Consider the following 15,126-nt stretch of genomic DNA (forward strand, 5'->3'; position numbering starts at 1 on the left):
CGATCATGATGTTGCAAAATCCAGCTTCCAAATACCGCGCTTTTCCGCCAGTGAAATTGACCGACCGCCAGTGGCCGAACCAGATCATCGACAAGCCGCCGATCTGGATGAGCACCGACTTGCGCGACGGTAACCAGTCGCTGATCGAGCCGATGAGCGTGGAAAAGAAGCTGCGTTTTTTTGAAATGCTGATCGCCATCGGCCTCAAGGAAATCGAAGTGGGTTTTCCCTCCGCCTCGCAAACCGATTTCGATTTCGTGCGCAGCCTGGTCGATGAAAACCGCATCCCGGACGACGTCACCGTTATCGTGCTGACCCAGTCGCGCGACGAACTGATACGTCGCACGGTCGAGTCCGTGGCTGGCGCCAAACGCGCCATCGTCCACCTGTACAACTCGGTGGCGCCCGTGTTCCGCAAGGTCGTGTTCGGCATGTCGCGCGAAGAAATCACCAATATTGCCACCACCGGCACCACACTGGTCAAGCAACTGGTGGCGCAGCACCCGCAAACGCAATGGGGCTTCGAATACACGCCTGAATCGTTCTCGACCACCGAACTCGATTTTTCCAAGCATATCTGCGACGCCGTCAGCGCCATCTGGAAGCCGACCCCGGCCAACAAGATGATCATCAACCTGCCGTCGACCGTCGAATGCAGCACGCCGAACGTCTATGCCGACCAGATCGAATGGATGTCGCGCAAGCTGGCGCGCCGCGATTCCATCATCATCAGCGTGCACCCGCATAATGACCGCGGCACCGCCGTCGCCTCGGCCGAACTGGCCGTGATGGCCGGCGCCGAGCGCGTCGAAGGCTGCCTGTTCGGCAATGGCGAGCGTACCGGCAACGTCGACCTGGTGACCCTGGCGATGAACTTGTATACGCAAGGCGTGCATCCCGGCCTCGATTTCTCCGATATCGACACCGTGCGCAAATGCGTGGAAGAGTGCAATCAGTTGCCGGTCCACCCGCGCCATCCGTATGCGGGCGACCTGGTGTTTACTGCGTTTTCCGGCTCGCACCAGGATGCGATCAAAAAAGGCTTCGCCAAGCAGCAGCCCGACAGCATCTGGGAAGTGCCCTACCTGCCGATCGATCCTGCCGACCTGGGCCGCAGCTATGACGCCGTAATCCGCGTCAACAGCCAGTCCGGCAAGGGCGGCATGGCCTACTTGCTGGAACAGGAATACGGGCTGGTCTTGCCACGCCGCCTGCAGATCGAATTTTCGCGCGCCGTGCAAGCCGTGGCCGACGCCACCGGCCGCGAAATCGCCGCGCAAGACATCCACGCGATCTTCCAGAAGGAATATCTGCAACAGAGCACGCCCTATGCCTACACTGCGCATCGCATGGTGGAAGACACCAGCAGCGACGAATCGGTACAGATCGATATCAGCCTGTCGCACCGCCAGTCGCCACTGGCGCTGCAAGGCGGCGGCAACGGCCCGATCGACGCCTTCGTCAATGCGCTGGGCCTCGACATCAAGCTGATGGACTACCATGAGCACTCGATCGGTTCGGGCGCCAACGCCCAGGCCGCCTGCTATGTCGAATTGCGCCTCGATAACGGACCTACCCTGTTCGGCGCCGCCATCGACAGCAATATCGTCACCGCCTCGTTCAAGGCCGTGCTGTCGGCCGTGAACCGCCGCATCAAGCAGACGGAAGGCGAAAAAACAACAGTCGCGGCAACGCCGGCCGGCGCCGCGTAAGCCCGGCGGCAGCGCTCCCTCGCAGGAGAAAAAAGCGGGATGACTTGACGGTCGTTCCGCTTTTTCATTTCCGTATGTCAATTAGTGATGCATTCCAGGTATTGAAAAACGTATAATCCAATGACAAGAAGACAAGCGGGAACGTACCTTTTATTGTTAACAATCGGAAAGCATCATGAAACTGAAAGACATGAAGATAGGCACGCGGCTGGGCGCGGGGTTTGGCATGGTATTGCTGCTGATGGTGGTGCTGATCGCCACCGGCCTGTCACGCCTCGACAAGATCGGCGGCCTGAGCGAAGCCATTATCCAGAGCGACTGGGCCAAGGCCGACGCCATCGCCACCATTCGCAGCACCACGCGCTCGAATGCGGCGCTGGTGCTCGAACTGTTCATCCACGACGATGCGGCACGGTCGGGCGCCATCCACGGCGAGATCGATGTCAATAAAGTCACCATCACCAAGGCGCTGGAAGTGCTCGACCGCCTGGTCGCCAGCAGCGAAGGCAAGAGCCTGCTGGCAACCCTGAAACAGCAGCGCAAGGCCTATGTCGCCTCGTTCAGCCAGGCGGACAAGCTGTTGATGGCCGGCCAGCGCGAGGCGGCGGCCGAGCACGTGCGCAAGGATACCCTGCCGGCCCTGGCCAACTTGCAAGCGACCGTCAATACCCTGAACGACCTGCAACGCGGCCTGGTACTGCAAGGTGGCGAGCTGATCCAAAAAAACATTTCCATGGCCAATCTGCTGATGTCGGCGCTGGGCGCCGCCGCCGTACTGCTGGGCGTGGTCTTTGCCTGGCTGGTCACGCGTTCGATCACCACGCCGCTGGCGTACGCGCTGAAGGTGGCGCGGGCCGTGGCCGCCGGCGACCTGAGCAGCAAGATCGTGGCCGATAGCAAGGATGAAACGGGGCAGTTGCTGCAGGCGCTGCGCGAGATGAACGGCAACCTGGCGGGACTGGTGGGAAAGGTGCGCGGCGGCACCGGCGCCATTACCGTGGCGTCAAGTGAAATTGCCAGCGGCAACGCCGACCTGTCGGCGCGCACCGAAGCGCAAGCCAGCGCACTGGAACAGACCGCCTCGTCGATGATCGAGATGACCGGCACCGTGCGCAGCAACAGCGATAACGCGCGCCAGGCCGACCAGTTGGCCCGCTCGGCGGCCGAGGTGGCGCAACGCGGCGGCGTCGCCATGGCGCAGGTGGTCGGCACCATGGACGCCATCAATACGTCGTCGAAGAAAATTGTCGACATTATCGGCGTCATTGACGGTATCGCCTTCCAGACCAATATTCTGGCGCTGAACGCGGCCGTGGAAGCGGCGCGCGCCGGCGAACAGGGGCGCGGCTTTGCCGTGGTGGCCAGCGAAGTGCGCAACCTGGCGCAGCGCTCGAGCGCCGCAGCGAAAGAAATCAAGGACCTGATCGCCCACTCCGTGAGCCAGGTCGACCAGGGTGCGCATCTGGTCAGCCAGGCCGGCGTCACCATGGATGAAGTGGTGGCCAGCGTGGGCCGGGTCAGCGCGATCGTCGGCGAGATCAGCGTGGCCAACCATGAACAAAGCGAAGGCATCGAACAGATCAATGCCGCCATCATGCAGATGGATCAGACCACCCAGCAAAACGCGGCGCTGGTGGAGCAGGCCGCCGCAGCGGCGGCCGCCATGCACGACCAGGCCGGCGAGCTCGAAACCCTGGTCAGCCAGTTCAAGCTCGACCAGGCCAGGCAAATGCCGCACCGGCTGGCGAGGACTTAATCAGGCTGGCGCGCCAGGCGGACCCCTGTAAATTGCCAGCGCGCGCCGGCCGGAAAGAAATTGCGGTAGCTGGCGCGCGCATGGCCGGCCGGCGTGGCGCACGACGAGCCGCGCAGCACGTACTGGTTCAGCATGAACTTGCCGTTGTATTCGCCGAGCGCGCCGGGCGCGGTACGGTAGCCCGGATACGGCGCGTAGCTGCTGCTGGTCCATTGCCAGCAGTGGCCGAACATCTGCCGCAGGCCGGCGCCCGCTACCGCAGCAGCAGGATGCAGCTGGCCGCATTGCATCGGCACGCCGTGCGCCGCCAGCTCCCATTCCGCTTCCGTCGGCAGGCGCGCACCGGCCCAGTGGGCGTAGGCGTCCGCTTCGAACAGCGACAAATGCGTGGCCGGCAGGTCCAGCTCAAGCGACTGCAGGCCATGCAGGGTAAATTCCAGCCAGTTGCCCGTCTCATCGCGCTGCCAGTACAGCGGACACTGCAATCCCTGGCTGCGCACCCAGTCCCAGCCTTCGGCCAGCCACAGGCTGGCATTGCGGTAGCCGCCCGCCTCGATAAAGGCGAGATATTCGCCATTGGTCACCAGGCTGGCAGCGAGTTCGAATGGCGCGACGAATTGCCGGTGGCGCGGCAATTCATTGTCGAAGCAGAAACCCTCGCCCGCATGACCGATGTCGCTCAAACCGCCGTCAAACGCGATCCAGCCCGCCTTGCTTGCCGGCGCCGGCAGCACGCGCGCCGCCGGCGGCTCCAGGTAGGCGGGAAACAGCGCGCTTTGCGCCAGCAAATGCTTGACGTCGGTCAGCAGCAACTCCTGGTGCTGCTGTTCGTGTTCCAGTCCCAGGGTCAGCAGCATGGCCAGCTGCGCCGGCGTCGTGCCGCCGTCCATCAGCCGCGCCACGCGCGCGTCGACATCGGCGCGGTAGGCGCGCACCTGGGCCATGGCGGGGCGCGTGAGCAAGCCGCGCCGGGCGCGCGGATGCTTGTCGCCGATACCGTTGTAATAGGAATTGAACAGCACCCGGAAGGCCGGGTGGAACGGCGCAAAACCTTCTTCCAGCGTTTCCAGGATAAACGTTTCGAAAAACCAGGTGGTGTGGGCCAGATGCCATTTCACGGGACTGGCGTCGGGCATTGACTGCGCGCCGCAATCCTCGTCGGACAGCGGGGCGGCCAATTGCAGCGAGTGCTGGCGCACGCGCCGGTAGTGTTCCAGCAAGGGATGGCTGGCGGCAGAGTTGATGGCGTGCATGGCGGCTCCTTAATCGCGAATGGCGCGCGCGTGGATCACGGCGAACCAGTTTTGCTCATCGGTCCAGACATGGGCCGCAGCAAAGCCGGCCTGTTCCAGCAAGCCGACGAAACTGGCCCGCGTATATTTATAGCTGTCTTCCGTATGGATGCGTTCGCCTTTGGCAAAGCGCCGCTGGCCGCCCTGCCAGCGCACCAGCTGCTCGCTGCGCGCTTCCAGGTGCATCTCGACGCGGCTCTCAAGGGGGTTGAAAAAACCGTGGTGCTGCCACTGGCGCACGTCGAAATCGGCACCCAGCAGGGTGTTGAGGTGGCGCAGCATGTTCAGGTTGAAGGCGGCAGTGACGCCCAGCGCATCATCGTAGGCGGCATCGAGCACGGCGTCGTTCTTGATCAGGTCGACGCCGATCAGCAGGCCGCCGTCGCCCCCGGCGTTGGCGCGCACCTGCCGTAGAAAGGTGATGGCCTGGTCCGGCGTGAAGTTGCCGATCGAGGAACCGGGATAGAAAAACAGGCGCTTGCTGTCGCGCACCGTCTCGGGCAGGTCGAGGCCGCTGAAAAAGTCGAGGCCGAGTCCCAGCATGTCGATCGCCGGAAAGCGCTGCCGCAGGCGGCCCAGTGACTCGCTGAGGAAATCATACGAGATATCGATCGCCACATATTGGGTCGGCTGCAACAGCGGAAACAGGCTGGCGGCCTTGGCGCAATTGCCGGCGCCCAGGTCGACCAGGGTGCTGCCCGGACCCACGGCTGCGGCAATGTCAGCGCCGTGACGCGCAAAGATGGCCGCCTCGGTGCGCGTCGGGTAGTACTCGGGCAAGACGCAGATGGCTTCGAACAATTTGGAGCCCAGCGCGTCATATAAGTACTTGGGCGAGGTCCAGGCGGACGGCGCCAGCAGGCCTTGCGCGACCTCGGCTATCGTTGCGGGAGTCGCTGTCGCTTTCAAAGGGGGCCTGGCGGCGGGCTGGCGAAAATCGGTCGATGGCTGCGCAAAGGTCATGGTCATGGGTTGGCTGGTGGCGTTAGGGGTGGCGAAGACGGTCACAATATGGTGGCAAGCGCGCTGGCAAACGGCGCCACGCCGACATCGCGTCATAGGAGAAACGGGCAGCTGGCAACTGCGCCGGCCCGGCAAAACCGATGACGTTTTCCCATCATAGCCGAATATCCAGACCCCAGCCGTACGCCAGTTCACTTACGCTTTCCACGCTTTTTTTTACCATCCCCTCAATCGACTGCGAGATTTGTTGCGTAAACGCAGTTGTGCAAGCAAAAGGGACAAGCCTGTCGTATACTCCACATTGCCGGCCCACCAATCCGCCGCGCTTCAATGCTTCTCCCAGGCGCCCCTCTTCCCCGCGCGCCGCACTTTTTAGATCGCCACTATCATGCTCGAATTACGCCATCTGTCCAAGTCCTATGCCAACGCGCGCCCGGTGCTGGCCAATCTGTCGTGCCGCTTCCAGGCGGGCGAGTTCATTGCCATCATGGGCGACTCCGGCGTCGGCAAGTCGACCCTGCTCAACCTGATCGCCGGCCTCGACACGCCCGACGCCGGCGCCGAATCGCAACCGATACTGATCGATGGCATCGCCATGTCCAGCCTTGACGACACCGCCGCGACACGCTTGCGCCGTGCCCGCATGGGTTTCATCTTCCAGGCATTTCATGTGCTGCCGCACCTGACGTTGCTGCAAAACGTGGCGCTGCCGCTGCTGCTCAACGGCTTGCCGCAAGAACGCGCGGCCACCATGCTCGATGCGGTGGGACTGGGCGGGCGTGGCGGCGACTTTCCACAGCAGTTGTCGGGCGGCGAGATGCAGCGCGTGGCGATCGCGCGCGCCCTCGTGCACAAACCGGCGCTGGTGCTGGCCGACGAACCGACCGGCAATCTGGACCCGGAAACCGCGCACGGCATCTTGCAACTGCTGCGCGCCGAGATCAAGGCCAATGGCAGCTGCGCCATCATGGTCACGCATTCGCTGGCGGCCGCCGAAATGGCGGACCGGACCATGATACTGACACGCAATGGATTACAAAATACAACAACATCCCCACAAATGGACGAAACATTTAGTTAATTTTGCTGACCATCTTTCACAAAATTTGTTATCGTAGTATTATCTATATAATTGCCTTGGTGCCAATGTTGGTTAATAATATGTTCATCCATGGCAGTAATACAATATTACGATAGCAACCACCGCGGCACCGGAAACGGCGCCGTCCCTACCCTGGCCTGAAGGAGGAGTATATGAACGTTCGGCAAAAGAAGTTGGAAATGATCGAAGCGATGAACCGGGCGCGTGCGCTGGAACCATCGAGCTTCGTACCCAACAAGCTGCTCGACACCCTGATCGAAAAGCTCAATTTGAAAAATGATGCGGAATTGTGCCGCGTGCTGGAAGTGCAGCCGCCCATCATCAGCAAGATACGCCACGGCAAACTGGCCGTGGGCGCGACGATTTTGTTGCGCATGCATGAGAAATCGGAACTCTCGATCCGCGACCTGAAAGAACTGTCCTCGACCGCAACCCACTGATCTTCATGCTCCTGCCTGGCCTGGCCCGCGCTCATGGCGCCGCCCAATCCGGCCATCACGGTTCGCAGTCCGCTCCGCACGGAGCAACACTGGCAACATCACGGAAGCACAGCCCAAACCATGCTGTCTGTTTCTGCCACCAGGTTTTTCCTCGCCCTATCCCATCACGTCATCAGACCGGCTTCACCCCGTAATGACGCGCATAGCGCTCGTCCAGATTCGCCAGCGGCATCATCATGAACATGTCGGCACTCTCGAAATCAGGATCCCAGGCCGGTTCGCCGCAAATCCACGCGCCTGAACGCAGATAACCCTTGATCAGCGGCGGCACCTGAGGCTTCTGCGCCGCTTCCACCTGATGGATGGGAAAAGGCAGGTGCGGCGTGACGCGGTACTCGGACGGCGCCAGGTGCTTTGCCGCCAGCGCCTGGTACACGGCCACTGCATTGTGGCCGCCGTCGGCCAGGCTGATGCTGGCGCAACCGACCAGGTAATCGCAGCGCTCGCGGCGCATGTATTCGGCCAGGCCCGACCACAGCAGCATGATCACGCTGCCGCCACGGTACTTGGGATGGATGCAGGCACGCCCTGCCTCGACCATGCGTCCGCGCAGATGATTCAAGCGGCTCAGGTCGAATTCGTTCTCGGAATACAGGCGCCCCAGTTTGCCGGCTTTTGACGCGCTCAGCACGCGGTAGGTGCCCACCACTTTCAGGGTGTCGGCGTCGCGCACGATCAGGTGATCGCAATGGGCGTCGAACTCATCGCTGTCGAGGCCGTCGGCATTGGCCAGCGAGCTCAAGCCCATGGTTTCGATAAAGACCTTGTAGCGCAGGCGCTGTACTTCGCGCAGCTCTTCGGGCGTGCTTGCCTGGCTCAGTACCAATTGTACCGGCCGTGACTTGGCGTCGTTTGTAGCGATTATGTTTTGCATGGTGTCATCCCTGGTGAACAAGACGACCCCAGCGTACTTGCCTAATATGTCAGGAAAATGACAGCGCAATGTCATTTCCATGACGCAAGTCAAACCCCTATGGCAACAGCAAGATGGCTACAGCAAGATGTGTGGCGTGTAATCAACAAAAGCGTCCTGGCGGCAGAAGCCGACCAGTTTCATGCCGGCCTCGGTGGCGATCTGAATCGCCAGCGAGCTGGGGGCGGAGATGGTCGCCAGCAGCGGAATGCGCATGCGCGCCGCCTTGCGCGCCAGCTCGTAGCTGCCCCGGCTCGACAGAAACACGAAACCGCGCCGCAGGTCCGCGCCTTGCAGGGCCAGGTGGCCGATCAGCTTGTCGAGACCGTTGTGGCGGCCGATATCCTCGAACACGTGCACGATCTCGCCCTGCGGCGTGCACCAAGCGGCCGCGTGCACGCCGCCGGTGGCGTCCATCAGCGCCTGGTGCGCGCGCAGGCCGGCGGCCGCCTTCGCCAGCGCCTGCGGCAGGTCGACCTTGATCACCGACGGCGGCAGCGCTTGCGGCCGCAGGTCGAGCAACTCCAGGCTGTCGATGCCGCACACGCCGCAGCCGGTGCGCCCGGTCAGCGCGCGGCGCCGGTCTTTCAGGCGCATGAAATCCTCCTGGGCGATAATCATCGCCACCTCGGCGGAGTCAGGACGCAACCATACTTCGCAGTCGAAAATGGCGGCGGCAGACGCCACCACGCCTTCGGTCAGCGCAAAGCCGTAAGCGAACGCTTCGAGGTCGCGCGGGGTGGCCATCATGACCACGTGGGAAATGCCGTTGAAGACCAGCGCGACCGGGATCTCCTCGGCGACATGGTCGATGGCGCAGGTGCGGCTGTCGCCGCGATGGCGCACGATGGCGCGCTCGACGAAGCCGGCGCGTTCGGTTTCGGTCATTGCGGATGTTTCAGTGTCTGCGGACATGGCTGCCATGGGGTTTCAATACAGCCCCCATGGTAAACCAGAATCGCCGCGCCGGCAGAAAGCCAGCAGTCAGTGCCTGCCTCAGTCCTTCTTTGGACGTCCCGTTTTGAGCTGCGGCAGGCCGGCCAGCACGTTTTGCAGGGTCGCCAGGTCGATCTGGCTGATCAGGGCCACGCCGATACGCAGCAATTCGCTTTTCTTGATCTCGAAGCCGGCTTTCAGGCAGGCTTTTTTCACCTGGCCCAGCACTTCATACTCGGCTTCCGGCATGGTGAAGCTGTCGCGCACCAGTTTCGGCTTGCGGGCCTTTTCCTTGACGGCGGCGGTGGCGGCGGTCTTGGCGGCGGGCGCTTTTTTCGCGGCCGCTGGCTTCACGGCGGCCTTGGCCGCAGCTTTGGCCGCCGGTTTTGCGGCGGCTGGCGCCGGCTTGGCGGCTGGCTTGGCGGCTGGCTTGGCAACCGGCTTGGCAACTACTGCGGCCTTGGCCGCAGCCGGCTTGGCGGCGACAGGCTTGGCTGCGGCAACTGGCGCCGCCGGCTTGGCGCGCGGCTTGGCCGGCGCTTTCACCGCAGGCTTGGTGGCGGTAGCGGTTGCAGGCGCGGCGTCAACGGCGACTGCCGCCTTGATCGATTCGCTGGTCGGGAACATCGAGGCGGGAGCGGCGACGGGCTTTTTTGCTGGCGCGGTTTTGGTCATGTCTTATCCAATCAAATAAAGAATATAAACAATATATACGGTTTTTAGAATTTTTGCTCGTCAAAAATCATCAGGCGCTGGCGCGGATGGTGAAATCGACGCCCACTTCATCCCAGAACTCCTGCTCCTTTTCGATCCAGAACGACACTGTCGGATGATGCGCCACCCAGCCGCGCTTGATATCGAGGTCGATGCGGCTTTTCATGCGCAAACGCAATTCGCTGAAATCGGCCTCGATGCGTGCGTGCATCAGCAGAATCGACAGGCGCAGCGCCAGCACCGCCTTGGTAAAGTCGGGGTCGGCCAGCACGTCGTCGATCTTGCGCAGGTTACCCTTCTGCACCAGGATCAGCCGGCTCATGGTCTTCTGTTCGCGCGTGGTAAAACCGGGCAGGTCGGCGTTTTCGATGATGTAGGCCGCATGCTTGTGATAACCGGTTTGCGACACCACCATGCCCGTCTCGTGCAGCAGGCTGGCCCAGCGCAGCGGCTTGACCAGCGCCTCGGAAGTCGGTTTCAGTTGCGCGTACAGCGCCAGCGCCTGTTCGGCCACGCGCTGCGCGCGGCGCTGGTCGACATGAAATTTTTCCATGCAGGCCCGCACCGACTGCTCGCGGCGGTCGCGCTTGGTCGAGCGCAGGAACAGGTCCCACATCACGCCCATGCGCAGGCCCGCCTCGATCGGCGTCATCACGGGAATGGCCAGTTCGCGGAACAGGCCGATCAGGATCGCCAGGCCGCCGACGATGGTGCCGGCGCGGTCGGGCCGCAAGCCGGGCAGGTCGATCTTGCTGGTATGACCGAGTTCGATGAAGCGGCGCGCCAGCGCGTCGAGACTGACAGCGCTCAGCAGGCCGTCGCCCAGCTTGTTGCGCGAGATGATGTCGGCGATCGTGCGGATGGTGCCCGAAGAACCGTAGGCGGTCTTCCAGTGCTGCGGCATATAGGGCGGCGCGCCATCCTCGAAATGGCTGCGCGCCGACAGAATCGCCGCCTCGAACGACGGCGCGTCGATGCGCCCGCCGATAAAGAACGACAGGCTCTGCTTGACGGTGCCCAGGCTGAACGATTCGACCCGCTCCACGTCCTGGCCACGGCCCAGTATCAGTTCGGTCGAGCCGCCGCCGATATCCATCACCAGGCGCCGCTCGCCGGGTATCGCCAGCGAATTGGCCACCCCCATGTAGATCAGGCGCCCCTCTTCCTCGCCCGAGATGATCTCGATCGGGTAGCCGATGGCCTGTTCGGCCAGCGGCAGAAACACGGCGCCGTTGCGCGCCACGCGCATGGCCGAAGTGGCCACCACGCGCACCGCCTCGAGCTGGTAGCCCTGGAGCACCGTGCGAAAGCGCTGCAGGCAGGCCAGCGCGCCCTGCATGGCCGCATCGGTCAGGTCGCCATGGGCGTCCAGGCCGGCGGCCAGGCGGATCGGGTCGCGCACGCTCTTGATGACGCGGATGGTGTCGCCGTCATGCTTGCCGACGTGTAAACGAAAACTGTTGGACCCCAGGTCCACTGCTGCATACATACTGGCCTCTTGTCTGGTCACTGCCCCGCCGGCCGGACCGAAACAGGCCTGCCTGGCAGGGAAATTATATAAATCATTTAAACGATTTAAAAATCCTACCACACTACCGCCATGATATGACAGGGGCATGACAGGATCGTGACAGGCAAGGCCCGGTTTTTACGGCACGATGGTGGTGAAAAGGTAGACCGCAAAGATCACCAGGTGCACCGTGCCCTGCATCACCGTGGTGCGGCCCGTGCCCAGCGACAGGGTGGCCACCATCAGCGACAGCAGCAGCAGCACGGTCGACTTGACGTCCAGCCCCAGGGTGATCGTCAGGCCGGTCGCCAGCGACACCACTACCACCGCCGGAATCGTCAGGCCGATGCTGGCCAGGGCCGAACCCAGCGCCAGGTTCAAACTCGTTTGAAGACGATTGGCGCGCGCCGCGCGCACGGCCGCCAGGCCTTCCGGCAGCAGCACGATGGCGGCGATCACGATGCCGACCAGGGTCTTTGGCGCGCCCATGGCGGCAATCGCCGTCTCCAGCGCGGGCGCCAGCGACTTGGCCAGCAGCACCACGGCGCCCAGGCATACCAGCAGCGCGATGGCGCTGATCCAGGCCACCGTCGGCGTGGGCGGCTCGGCATGCACTTCTTCGTCGCCAACGGCCTCCTTGGGCAAAAAGTAATCGCGGTGGCGCACCGTCTGCACCAGCACGAACGTGCCGTACAGGACCAGCGAAATGACGGCGATGAAGATCAGCTGGCTGGACGTGTAGAACGGTCCGGCCGCGCTCGACGTATAGTTCGGCAGCACCAGGGTCAGAATGGCGATTGCCGCCAGGGTGGCCAGCGAAGCGCTCACGCCCAGGAGGCCAAAGGTCTGCTCCCTGTGGCGCCCGGCGCCCAGCAGCAGGCAGATGCCGACGATGCCGTTCAAAATGATCATGATGGCGGCGAACACGGTGTCGCGCGCCAGGCCCGTCGTCTCCGGCCCGCCGGCGAGCATCAGCGAGACGATCAGCGCCACCTCGATCAGGGTCACGGCCAGCGCCAGCACCAGCGTGCCGTACGGCTCGCCGATGCGGTGCGCCACCACTTCGGCGTGGTAGACGGCGGCCAGCACGCTGGCGATCAGGCCAAGCACCAGCAGGATCTGGTAGGCGCCGCCGAAACCGAAGCTGGCGCCGCCCAGCAACAGCCAGCCGGCGATCGGGGCGGCCAGTGGCCATACGGGCAGGGAAGTGAGACTTTTCATGATAAGGCCTGGCAAGAGTGGGAAAATGCATGCGAAAGACAAGGTCTTTCGCATCATAACTTGCTTGGCTTAAATATAAGTTAGAGCTTATATGTCCAGTGTGGCGGTCTCCGGCGCCGCCATCACGCGGTTGCGCCCCGCCTCCTTGGCCGCCTGCAGCGCCTCGTCGGCGCGCTTGAACAGCGCCACCGTGCTGTCTTCGGCGCGGATGGTCGTCACGCCCAGGCTGGCCGTCAGGTTCAGCACGGCTTTTTCGGTCTTGACGGGCAAGGCGGCGACGGCGGTGCGGATGCGTTCGGCCACCATCAACGCGTCGACCAGGCTGGTGCGCGGCAGCAAGACGGCGAATTCGGCGCCGCCCAGGCGACCCATCAGGTCGCTGTCGCGCAGCTGCTGGCGGCAGATATCGACCACGCTTTTGAGCACCGCGTCGCCGACCGGATGGCCGTAGCTGTCGTTGACGCGCTTGAAATCGTCGACATTGAGCACCACCAGCGCGGTGGGCAGGCCGGGCCGGCGCGCCAGCGCCATCCACGGCGCCAGCGCCTGGTAAAAGCCGCGCCGGTTCGGCACGCCCGTGGCAGGATCGACCACTTCCAGGCGCGCCAGCTCGCCACCGAGTTTTTCGCGCGTCAGCAGCAGATAGCCGAAGGCGTTGGTCAGCATCATCAGGTACAGTGCGCCAAAGCCGGCCAGCTGCATCCGTTGCGCGTCGAAATCGGGCACGAAGGCGGCCAGCACGCCGCGCGCGCCGATCAGCAGCGACAGCACGCCCATGGCGACGGCCAGGAAGCGGCGCAACATGCTCGCTTCGCGCCACTTCAGCGACAGGGCGGCCACGCCGGACAGGAAGAAGCCGGCGACGATCAGCGAGCCGCCCGCGCTGCGCAGCAGCGGCGCCACCTCGAAGATATAGCACAGCGCGAAAAGCAGCACGGCCACGCCCAGCGCCGGCAGCAAACGGTGGCGCCAGCCGCTCTTGCCCGCTGCCTGCCACAAGGCGCCGGCGTCGAGCGCCATGCCGGCAAACAGCAGGCTGTTGCCCAGCAAAATGGCGAAAAAGTCGGGCACCACGCCACGCAGGTACAGCAGGCACCAGGCCACCGCCTGGCACTGCTTGGCCAGCGCCCAGGTCGACATGGCGAACGATTTCTTGCGCTCGTATTCAAAGAAGAACAGCGCCGCGCACAGGCTCAGGTTGCCCAGCGCGAGCGCCAGTACCAGGGTCTTGATATCCATCGCTTATGCCCGCCGGTCGCTGCGCGCCAACTCAGATCTCGTGTTCGACATTGGTGCTGCCATCGCCCACCTTGCTGGCCCAGGCCTGCACGAAATAATGCTTTTCCTCTTCCGTCGGCGCGTCGTACCAGAACACGATCAAGGTACCCTTGTGGTCGTGGATCTGCGCCACTTTTTCGATGAACTGTGCGTTGCCGGCCTGGTCGGCCATGGCTGCGGCATAACCGTAGACGCGCGTGAGCCGCTCGATGCGGTCAGGTTCGGTAAAACTGTTGGTGGCCGTAATGGTGGGGTGATCCAAAAACATGTTTGTCTCCATGGTGCCCGATGGTGCGGCTGCGCGGCCGTGGGCCAGAGCGCCGCGGCCCTATGGGGATGATAAATCGAGTATGCTGTCGGAAGCTTATCAGATTTCTTTGAATGCAACAAAACCTGGCATCCTTTCCACCCGTTCACTCATGCCCATCGACGCACAGGCCACCAACCACCCTCCCCTCGTGCATACCGACGGCGACCGGCGCCGGCTGGAGTTTTGTCCCGGCATGATCCAGAGCGAAATGCTGCTGTCGCGCCCCGACCACCTGCTGCTGCGCTATGCGCGCGCCATGATGTGCTTTACCCTGTTCGTGCCGCGCCCGCGGCATATCCTGATGGTCGGCCTGGGCGGCGGCTCGCTGCTGAAATTCTGCCACCGCCACCTGCCCGGGGCGCGCATCACGGTGCTCGAGCTGCGCGCCGACGTGATCGCGCTGCGCGACCAATTCATGGTACCGCCCGACGACGCGCGCCTGCGCATCATCGAGACCGACGCCGTCAGCTATATCCGCCAGCACCCTGGCAGCGCCGACGTACTGCTGCTCGACGGCTTCGACGCCAGCGGCCTGCCGCCGGCGCTGGGCAGCGCGCGCTTCTATGCCGACTGCCTGCGCGCGCTGGTGCCGGGCGGCGTGCTGGTGGCCAACCTGTTCAACTACGACCCGCACTATGCGGCCATGCTGGGCCGCCTGATGCTGACCTTTCGCGGCAGTGTCTGCAGTTTCGACGGCATCGCCGGCAACAACCGCATCATCTTTGCCGCCAAGCCGGAACCCACGCAGCCGGGCCGTGCCGTGCGCATGGTAGCGCTGGTACGCTGGCGCGCCCTGTTCGGGCTGGGCTTCCTGAACCGGCTGCTGCCGTCCTGGCAGCTGTGGCGCCTGCGGCGGCGCCAGCGGCTGCCGGACTGAAACTCTGTTGCAGAATGGCACCGCACAGCTGCAAAATCAGCA

Annotated in this window: 14 protein-coding genes; 5 read left to right on the top strand and 9 right to left on the bottom strand. The window is 63.4% G+C overall.

Annotated elements, in window-relative coordinates; genetic code table 11:
- Positions 1 to 5: 5 nt before the first annotated feature.
- Together leuA and CD932_RS00995 are read left to right on the top strand one after the other, a co-directional pair.
- Positions 6 to 1,712, top strand: coding sequence for a 2-isopropylmalate synthase (gene leuA / locus CD932_RS00990; protein ID WP_094441012.1), 1,707 nt, complete (start codon positions 6 to 8; stop codon positions 1,710 to 1,712).
- A 175-nt stretch (positions 1,713 to 1,887) separates the two neighbouring features.
- The gene (locus tag CD932_RS00995; RefSeq protein WP_176460839.1) at positions 1,888 to 3,468 is read left to right on the top strand and encodes a methyl-accepting chemotaxis protein; all 1,581 of its coding nucleotides are present in this window, start codon (positions 1,888 to 1,890) and stop codon (positions 3,466 to 3,468) included.
- Here CD932_RS00995 and egtB read toward each other — a convergent pair.
- On the bottom strand, positions 3,465 to 4,721 hold the full coding sequence (gene egtB, locus CD932_RS01000) for an ergothioneine biosynthesis protein EgtB (RefSeq protein WP_094441013.1): 1,257 nt from the start codon (positions 4,719 to 4,721) through the stop codon (positions 3,465 to 3,467). The two genes, CD932_RS00995 and egtB, sit on opposite strands and share 4 nt — an antisense overlap.
- A gap of 9 nt (positions 4,722 to 4,730) precedes the next feature.
- Positions 4,731 to 5,723, bottom strand: a complete 993-nt coding sequence (gene egtD, locus CD932_RS01005) for an L-histidine N(alpha)-methyltransferase (RefSeq protein WP_094443371.1) — start codon at positions 5,721 to 5,723, stop codon at positions 4,731 to 4,733.
- A gap of 388 nt (positions 5,724 to 6,111) precedes the next feature.
- Here egtD and CD932_RS01010 point away from each other — a divergent pair, with 388 nt between their 5' ends.
- On the top strand, positions 6,112 to 6,804 hold the full coding sequence (locus CD932_RS01010; RefSeq protein ID WP_094441014.1) for an ABC transporter ATP-binding protein: 693 nt from the start codon (positions 6,112 to 6,114) through the stop codon (positions 6,802 to 6,804).
- A gap of 173 nt (positions 6,805 to 6,977) precedes the next feature.
- Positions 6,978 to 7,265, top strand: coding sequence for a hypothetical protein (locus CD932_RS01015; RefSeq protein WP_094441015.1), 288 nt, complete (start codon positions 6,978 to 6,980; stop codon positions 7,263 to 7,265).
- 172 nt (positions 7,266 to 7,437) lie between these two features.
- Here the strand turns inward: CD932_RS01015 and CD932_RS01020 are convergent, their stop codons facing one another.
- From CD932_RS01020 to CD932_RS01050, 7 genes are all read right to left on the bottom strand, one after another.
- Positions 7,438 to 8,199, bottom strand: coding sequence for a GNAT family N-acetyltransferase (locus CD932_RS01020; RefSeq protein WP_094443372.1), 762 nt, complete (start codon positions 8,197 to 8,199; stop codon positions 7,438 to 7,440).
- A 117-nt stretch (positions 8,200 to 8,316) separates the two neighbouring features.
- A complete protein-coding gene (gene fdhD / locus CD932_RS01025; protein ID WP_094441016.1) occupies positions 8,317 to 9,126 on the bottom strand; it encodes a formate dehydrogenase accessory sulfurtransferase FdhD in 810 nt (269 codons plus the stop codon).
- 108 nt (positions 9,127 to 9,234) lie between these two features.
- On the bottom strand, positions 9,235 to 9,849 hold the full coding sequence (locus tag CD932_RS01030; RefSeq protein WP_094441017.1) for a hypothetical protein: 615 nt from the start codon (positions 9,847 to 9,849) through the stop codon (positions 9,235 to 9,237).
- A gap of 70 nt (positions 9,850 to 9,919) precedes the next feature.
- A complete protein-coding gene (locus CD932_RS01035; RefSeq protein WP_094441018.1) occupies positions 9,920 to 11,377 on the bottom strand; it encodes a Ppx/GppA phosphatase family protein in 1,458 nt (485 codons plus the stop codon).
- A 159-nt stretch (positions 11,378 to 11,536) separates the two neighbouring features.
- Complete coding sequence (locus CD932_RS01040; protein WP_094441019.1) at positions 11,537 to 12,619, bottom strand: calcium:proton antiporter; 1,083 nt, start codon at positions 12,617 to 12,619, stop codon at positions 11,537 to 11,539.
- A gap of 87 nt (positions 12,620 to 12,706) precedes the next feature.
- Positions 12,707 to 13,858: a GGDEF domain-containing protein gene (locus tag CD932_RS01045; RefSeq protein ID WP_094441020.1), complete on the bottom strand. Its 1,152-nt coding sequence runs from the start codon at positions 13,856 to 13,858 to the stop codon at positions 12,707 to 12,709.
- Between the two features lie 31 nt (positions 13,859 to 13,889).
- Positions 13,890 to 14,165 carry a hypothetical protein gene (locus CD932_RS01050; protein WP_094441021.1) on the bottom strand — a complete coding sequence of 92 codons (276 nt, stop codon included), beginning with the start codon at positions 14,163 to 14,165 and terminating at the stop codon, positions 13,890 to 13,892.
- Positions 14,166 to 14,316: 151 nt separating this feature from the next.
- Between CD932_RS01050 and CD932_RS01055 the strand changes: the two genes are divergently transcribed.
- On the top strand, positions 14,317 to 15,084 hold the full coding sequence (locus CD932_RS01055; RefSeq protein WP_094441022.1) for a transferase spermidine synthase: 768 nt from the start codon (positions 14,317 to 14,319) through the stop codon (positions 15,082 to 15,084).
- Positions 15,085 to 15,126 lie beyond the last annotated feature (42 nt).

The sequence above is a fragment of the Janthinobacterium sp. PC23-8 genome (assembly GCF_002250505.1).
In the GTDB taxonomy this organism is placed as follows: domain Bacteria; phylum Pseudomonadota; class Gammaproteobacteria; order Burkholderiales; family Burkholderiaceae_D; genus Janthinobacterium.

Bases quoted from the DNA above. Each gene is read 5' to 3' on its own strand.
- CD932_RS01040 (WP_094441019.1), bottom strand. From the start codon at position 12,619: ATGAAAAGTCTCACTTCCCTGCCCGTATGGCCACTGGCCGCCCCGATC.
- leuA (WP_094441012.1), top strand. From the start codon at position 6: ATGATGTTGCAAAATCCAGCTTCCAAATACCGCGCTTTTCCGCCAGTG.
- CD932_RS01020 (WP_094443372.1), bottom strand. From the start codon at position 8,199: ATGCAAAACATAATCGCTACAAACGACGCCAAGTCACGGCCGGTACAA.
- CD932_RS00995 (WP_176460839.1), top strand. From the start codon at position 1,888: ATGAAACTGAAAGACATGAAGATAGGCACGCGGCTGGGCGCGGGGTTT.
- egtB (WP_094441013.1), bottom strand. From the start codon at position 4,721: ATGCACGCCATCAACTCTGCCGCCAGCCATCCCTTGCTGGAACACTAC.
- CD932_RS01055 (WP_094441022.1), top strand. From the start codon at position 14,317: ATGCCCATCGACGCACAGGCCACCAACCACCCTCCCCTCGTGCATACC.
- CD932_RS01050 (WP_094441021.1), bottom strand. From the start codon at position 14,165: ATGTTTTTGGATCACCCCACCATTACGGCCACCAACAGTTTTACCGAA.
- CD932_RS01010 (WP_094441014.1), top strand. From the start codon at position 6,112: ATGCTCGAATTACGCCATCTGTCCAAGTCCTATGCCAACGCGCGCCCG.
- fdhD (WP_094441016.1), bottom strand. From the start codon at position 9,126: ATGACCGAAACCGAACGCGCCGGCTTCGTCGAGCGCGCCATCGTGCGC.
- CD932_RS01015 (WP_094441015.1), top strand. From the start codon at position 6,978: ATGAACGTTCGGCAAAAGAAGTTGGAAATGATCGAAGCGATGAACCGG.
- CD932_RS01035 (WP_094441018.1), bottom strand. From the start codon at position 11,377: ATGTATGCAGCAGTGGACCTGGGGTCCAACAGTTTTCGTTTACACGTC.
- CD932_RS01030 (WP_094441017.1), bottom strand. From the start codon at position 9,849: ATGACCAAAACCGCGCCAGCAAAAAAGCCCGTCGCCGCTCCCGCCTCG.
- egtD (WP_094443371.1), bottom strand. From the start codon at position 5,723: ATGACCTTTGCGCAGCCATCGACCGATTTTCGCCAGCCCGCCGCCAGG.
- CD932_RS01045 (WP_094441020.1), bottom strand. From the start codon at position 13,858: ATGGATATCAAGACCCTGGTACTGGCGCTCGCGCTGGGCAACCTGAGC.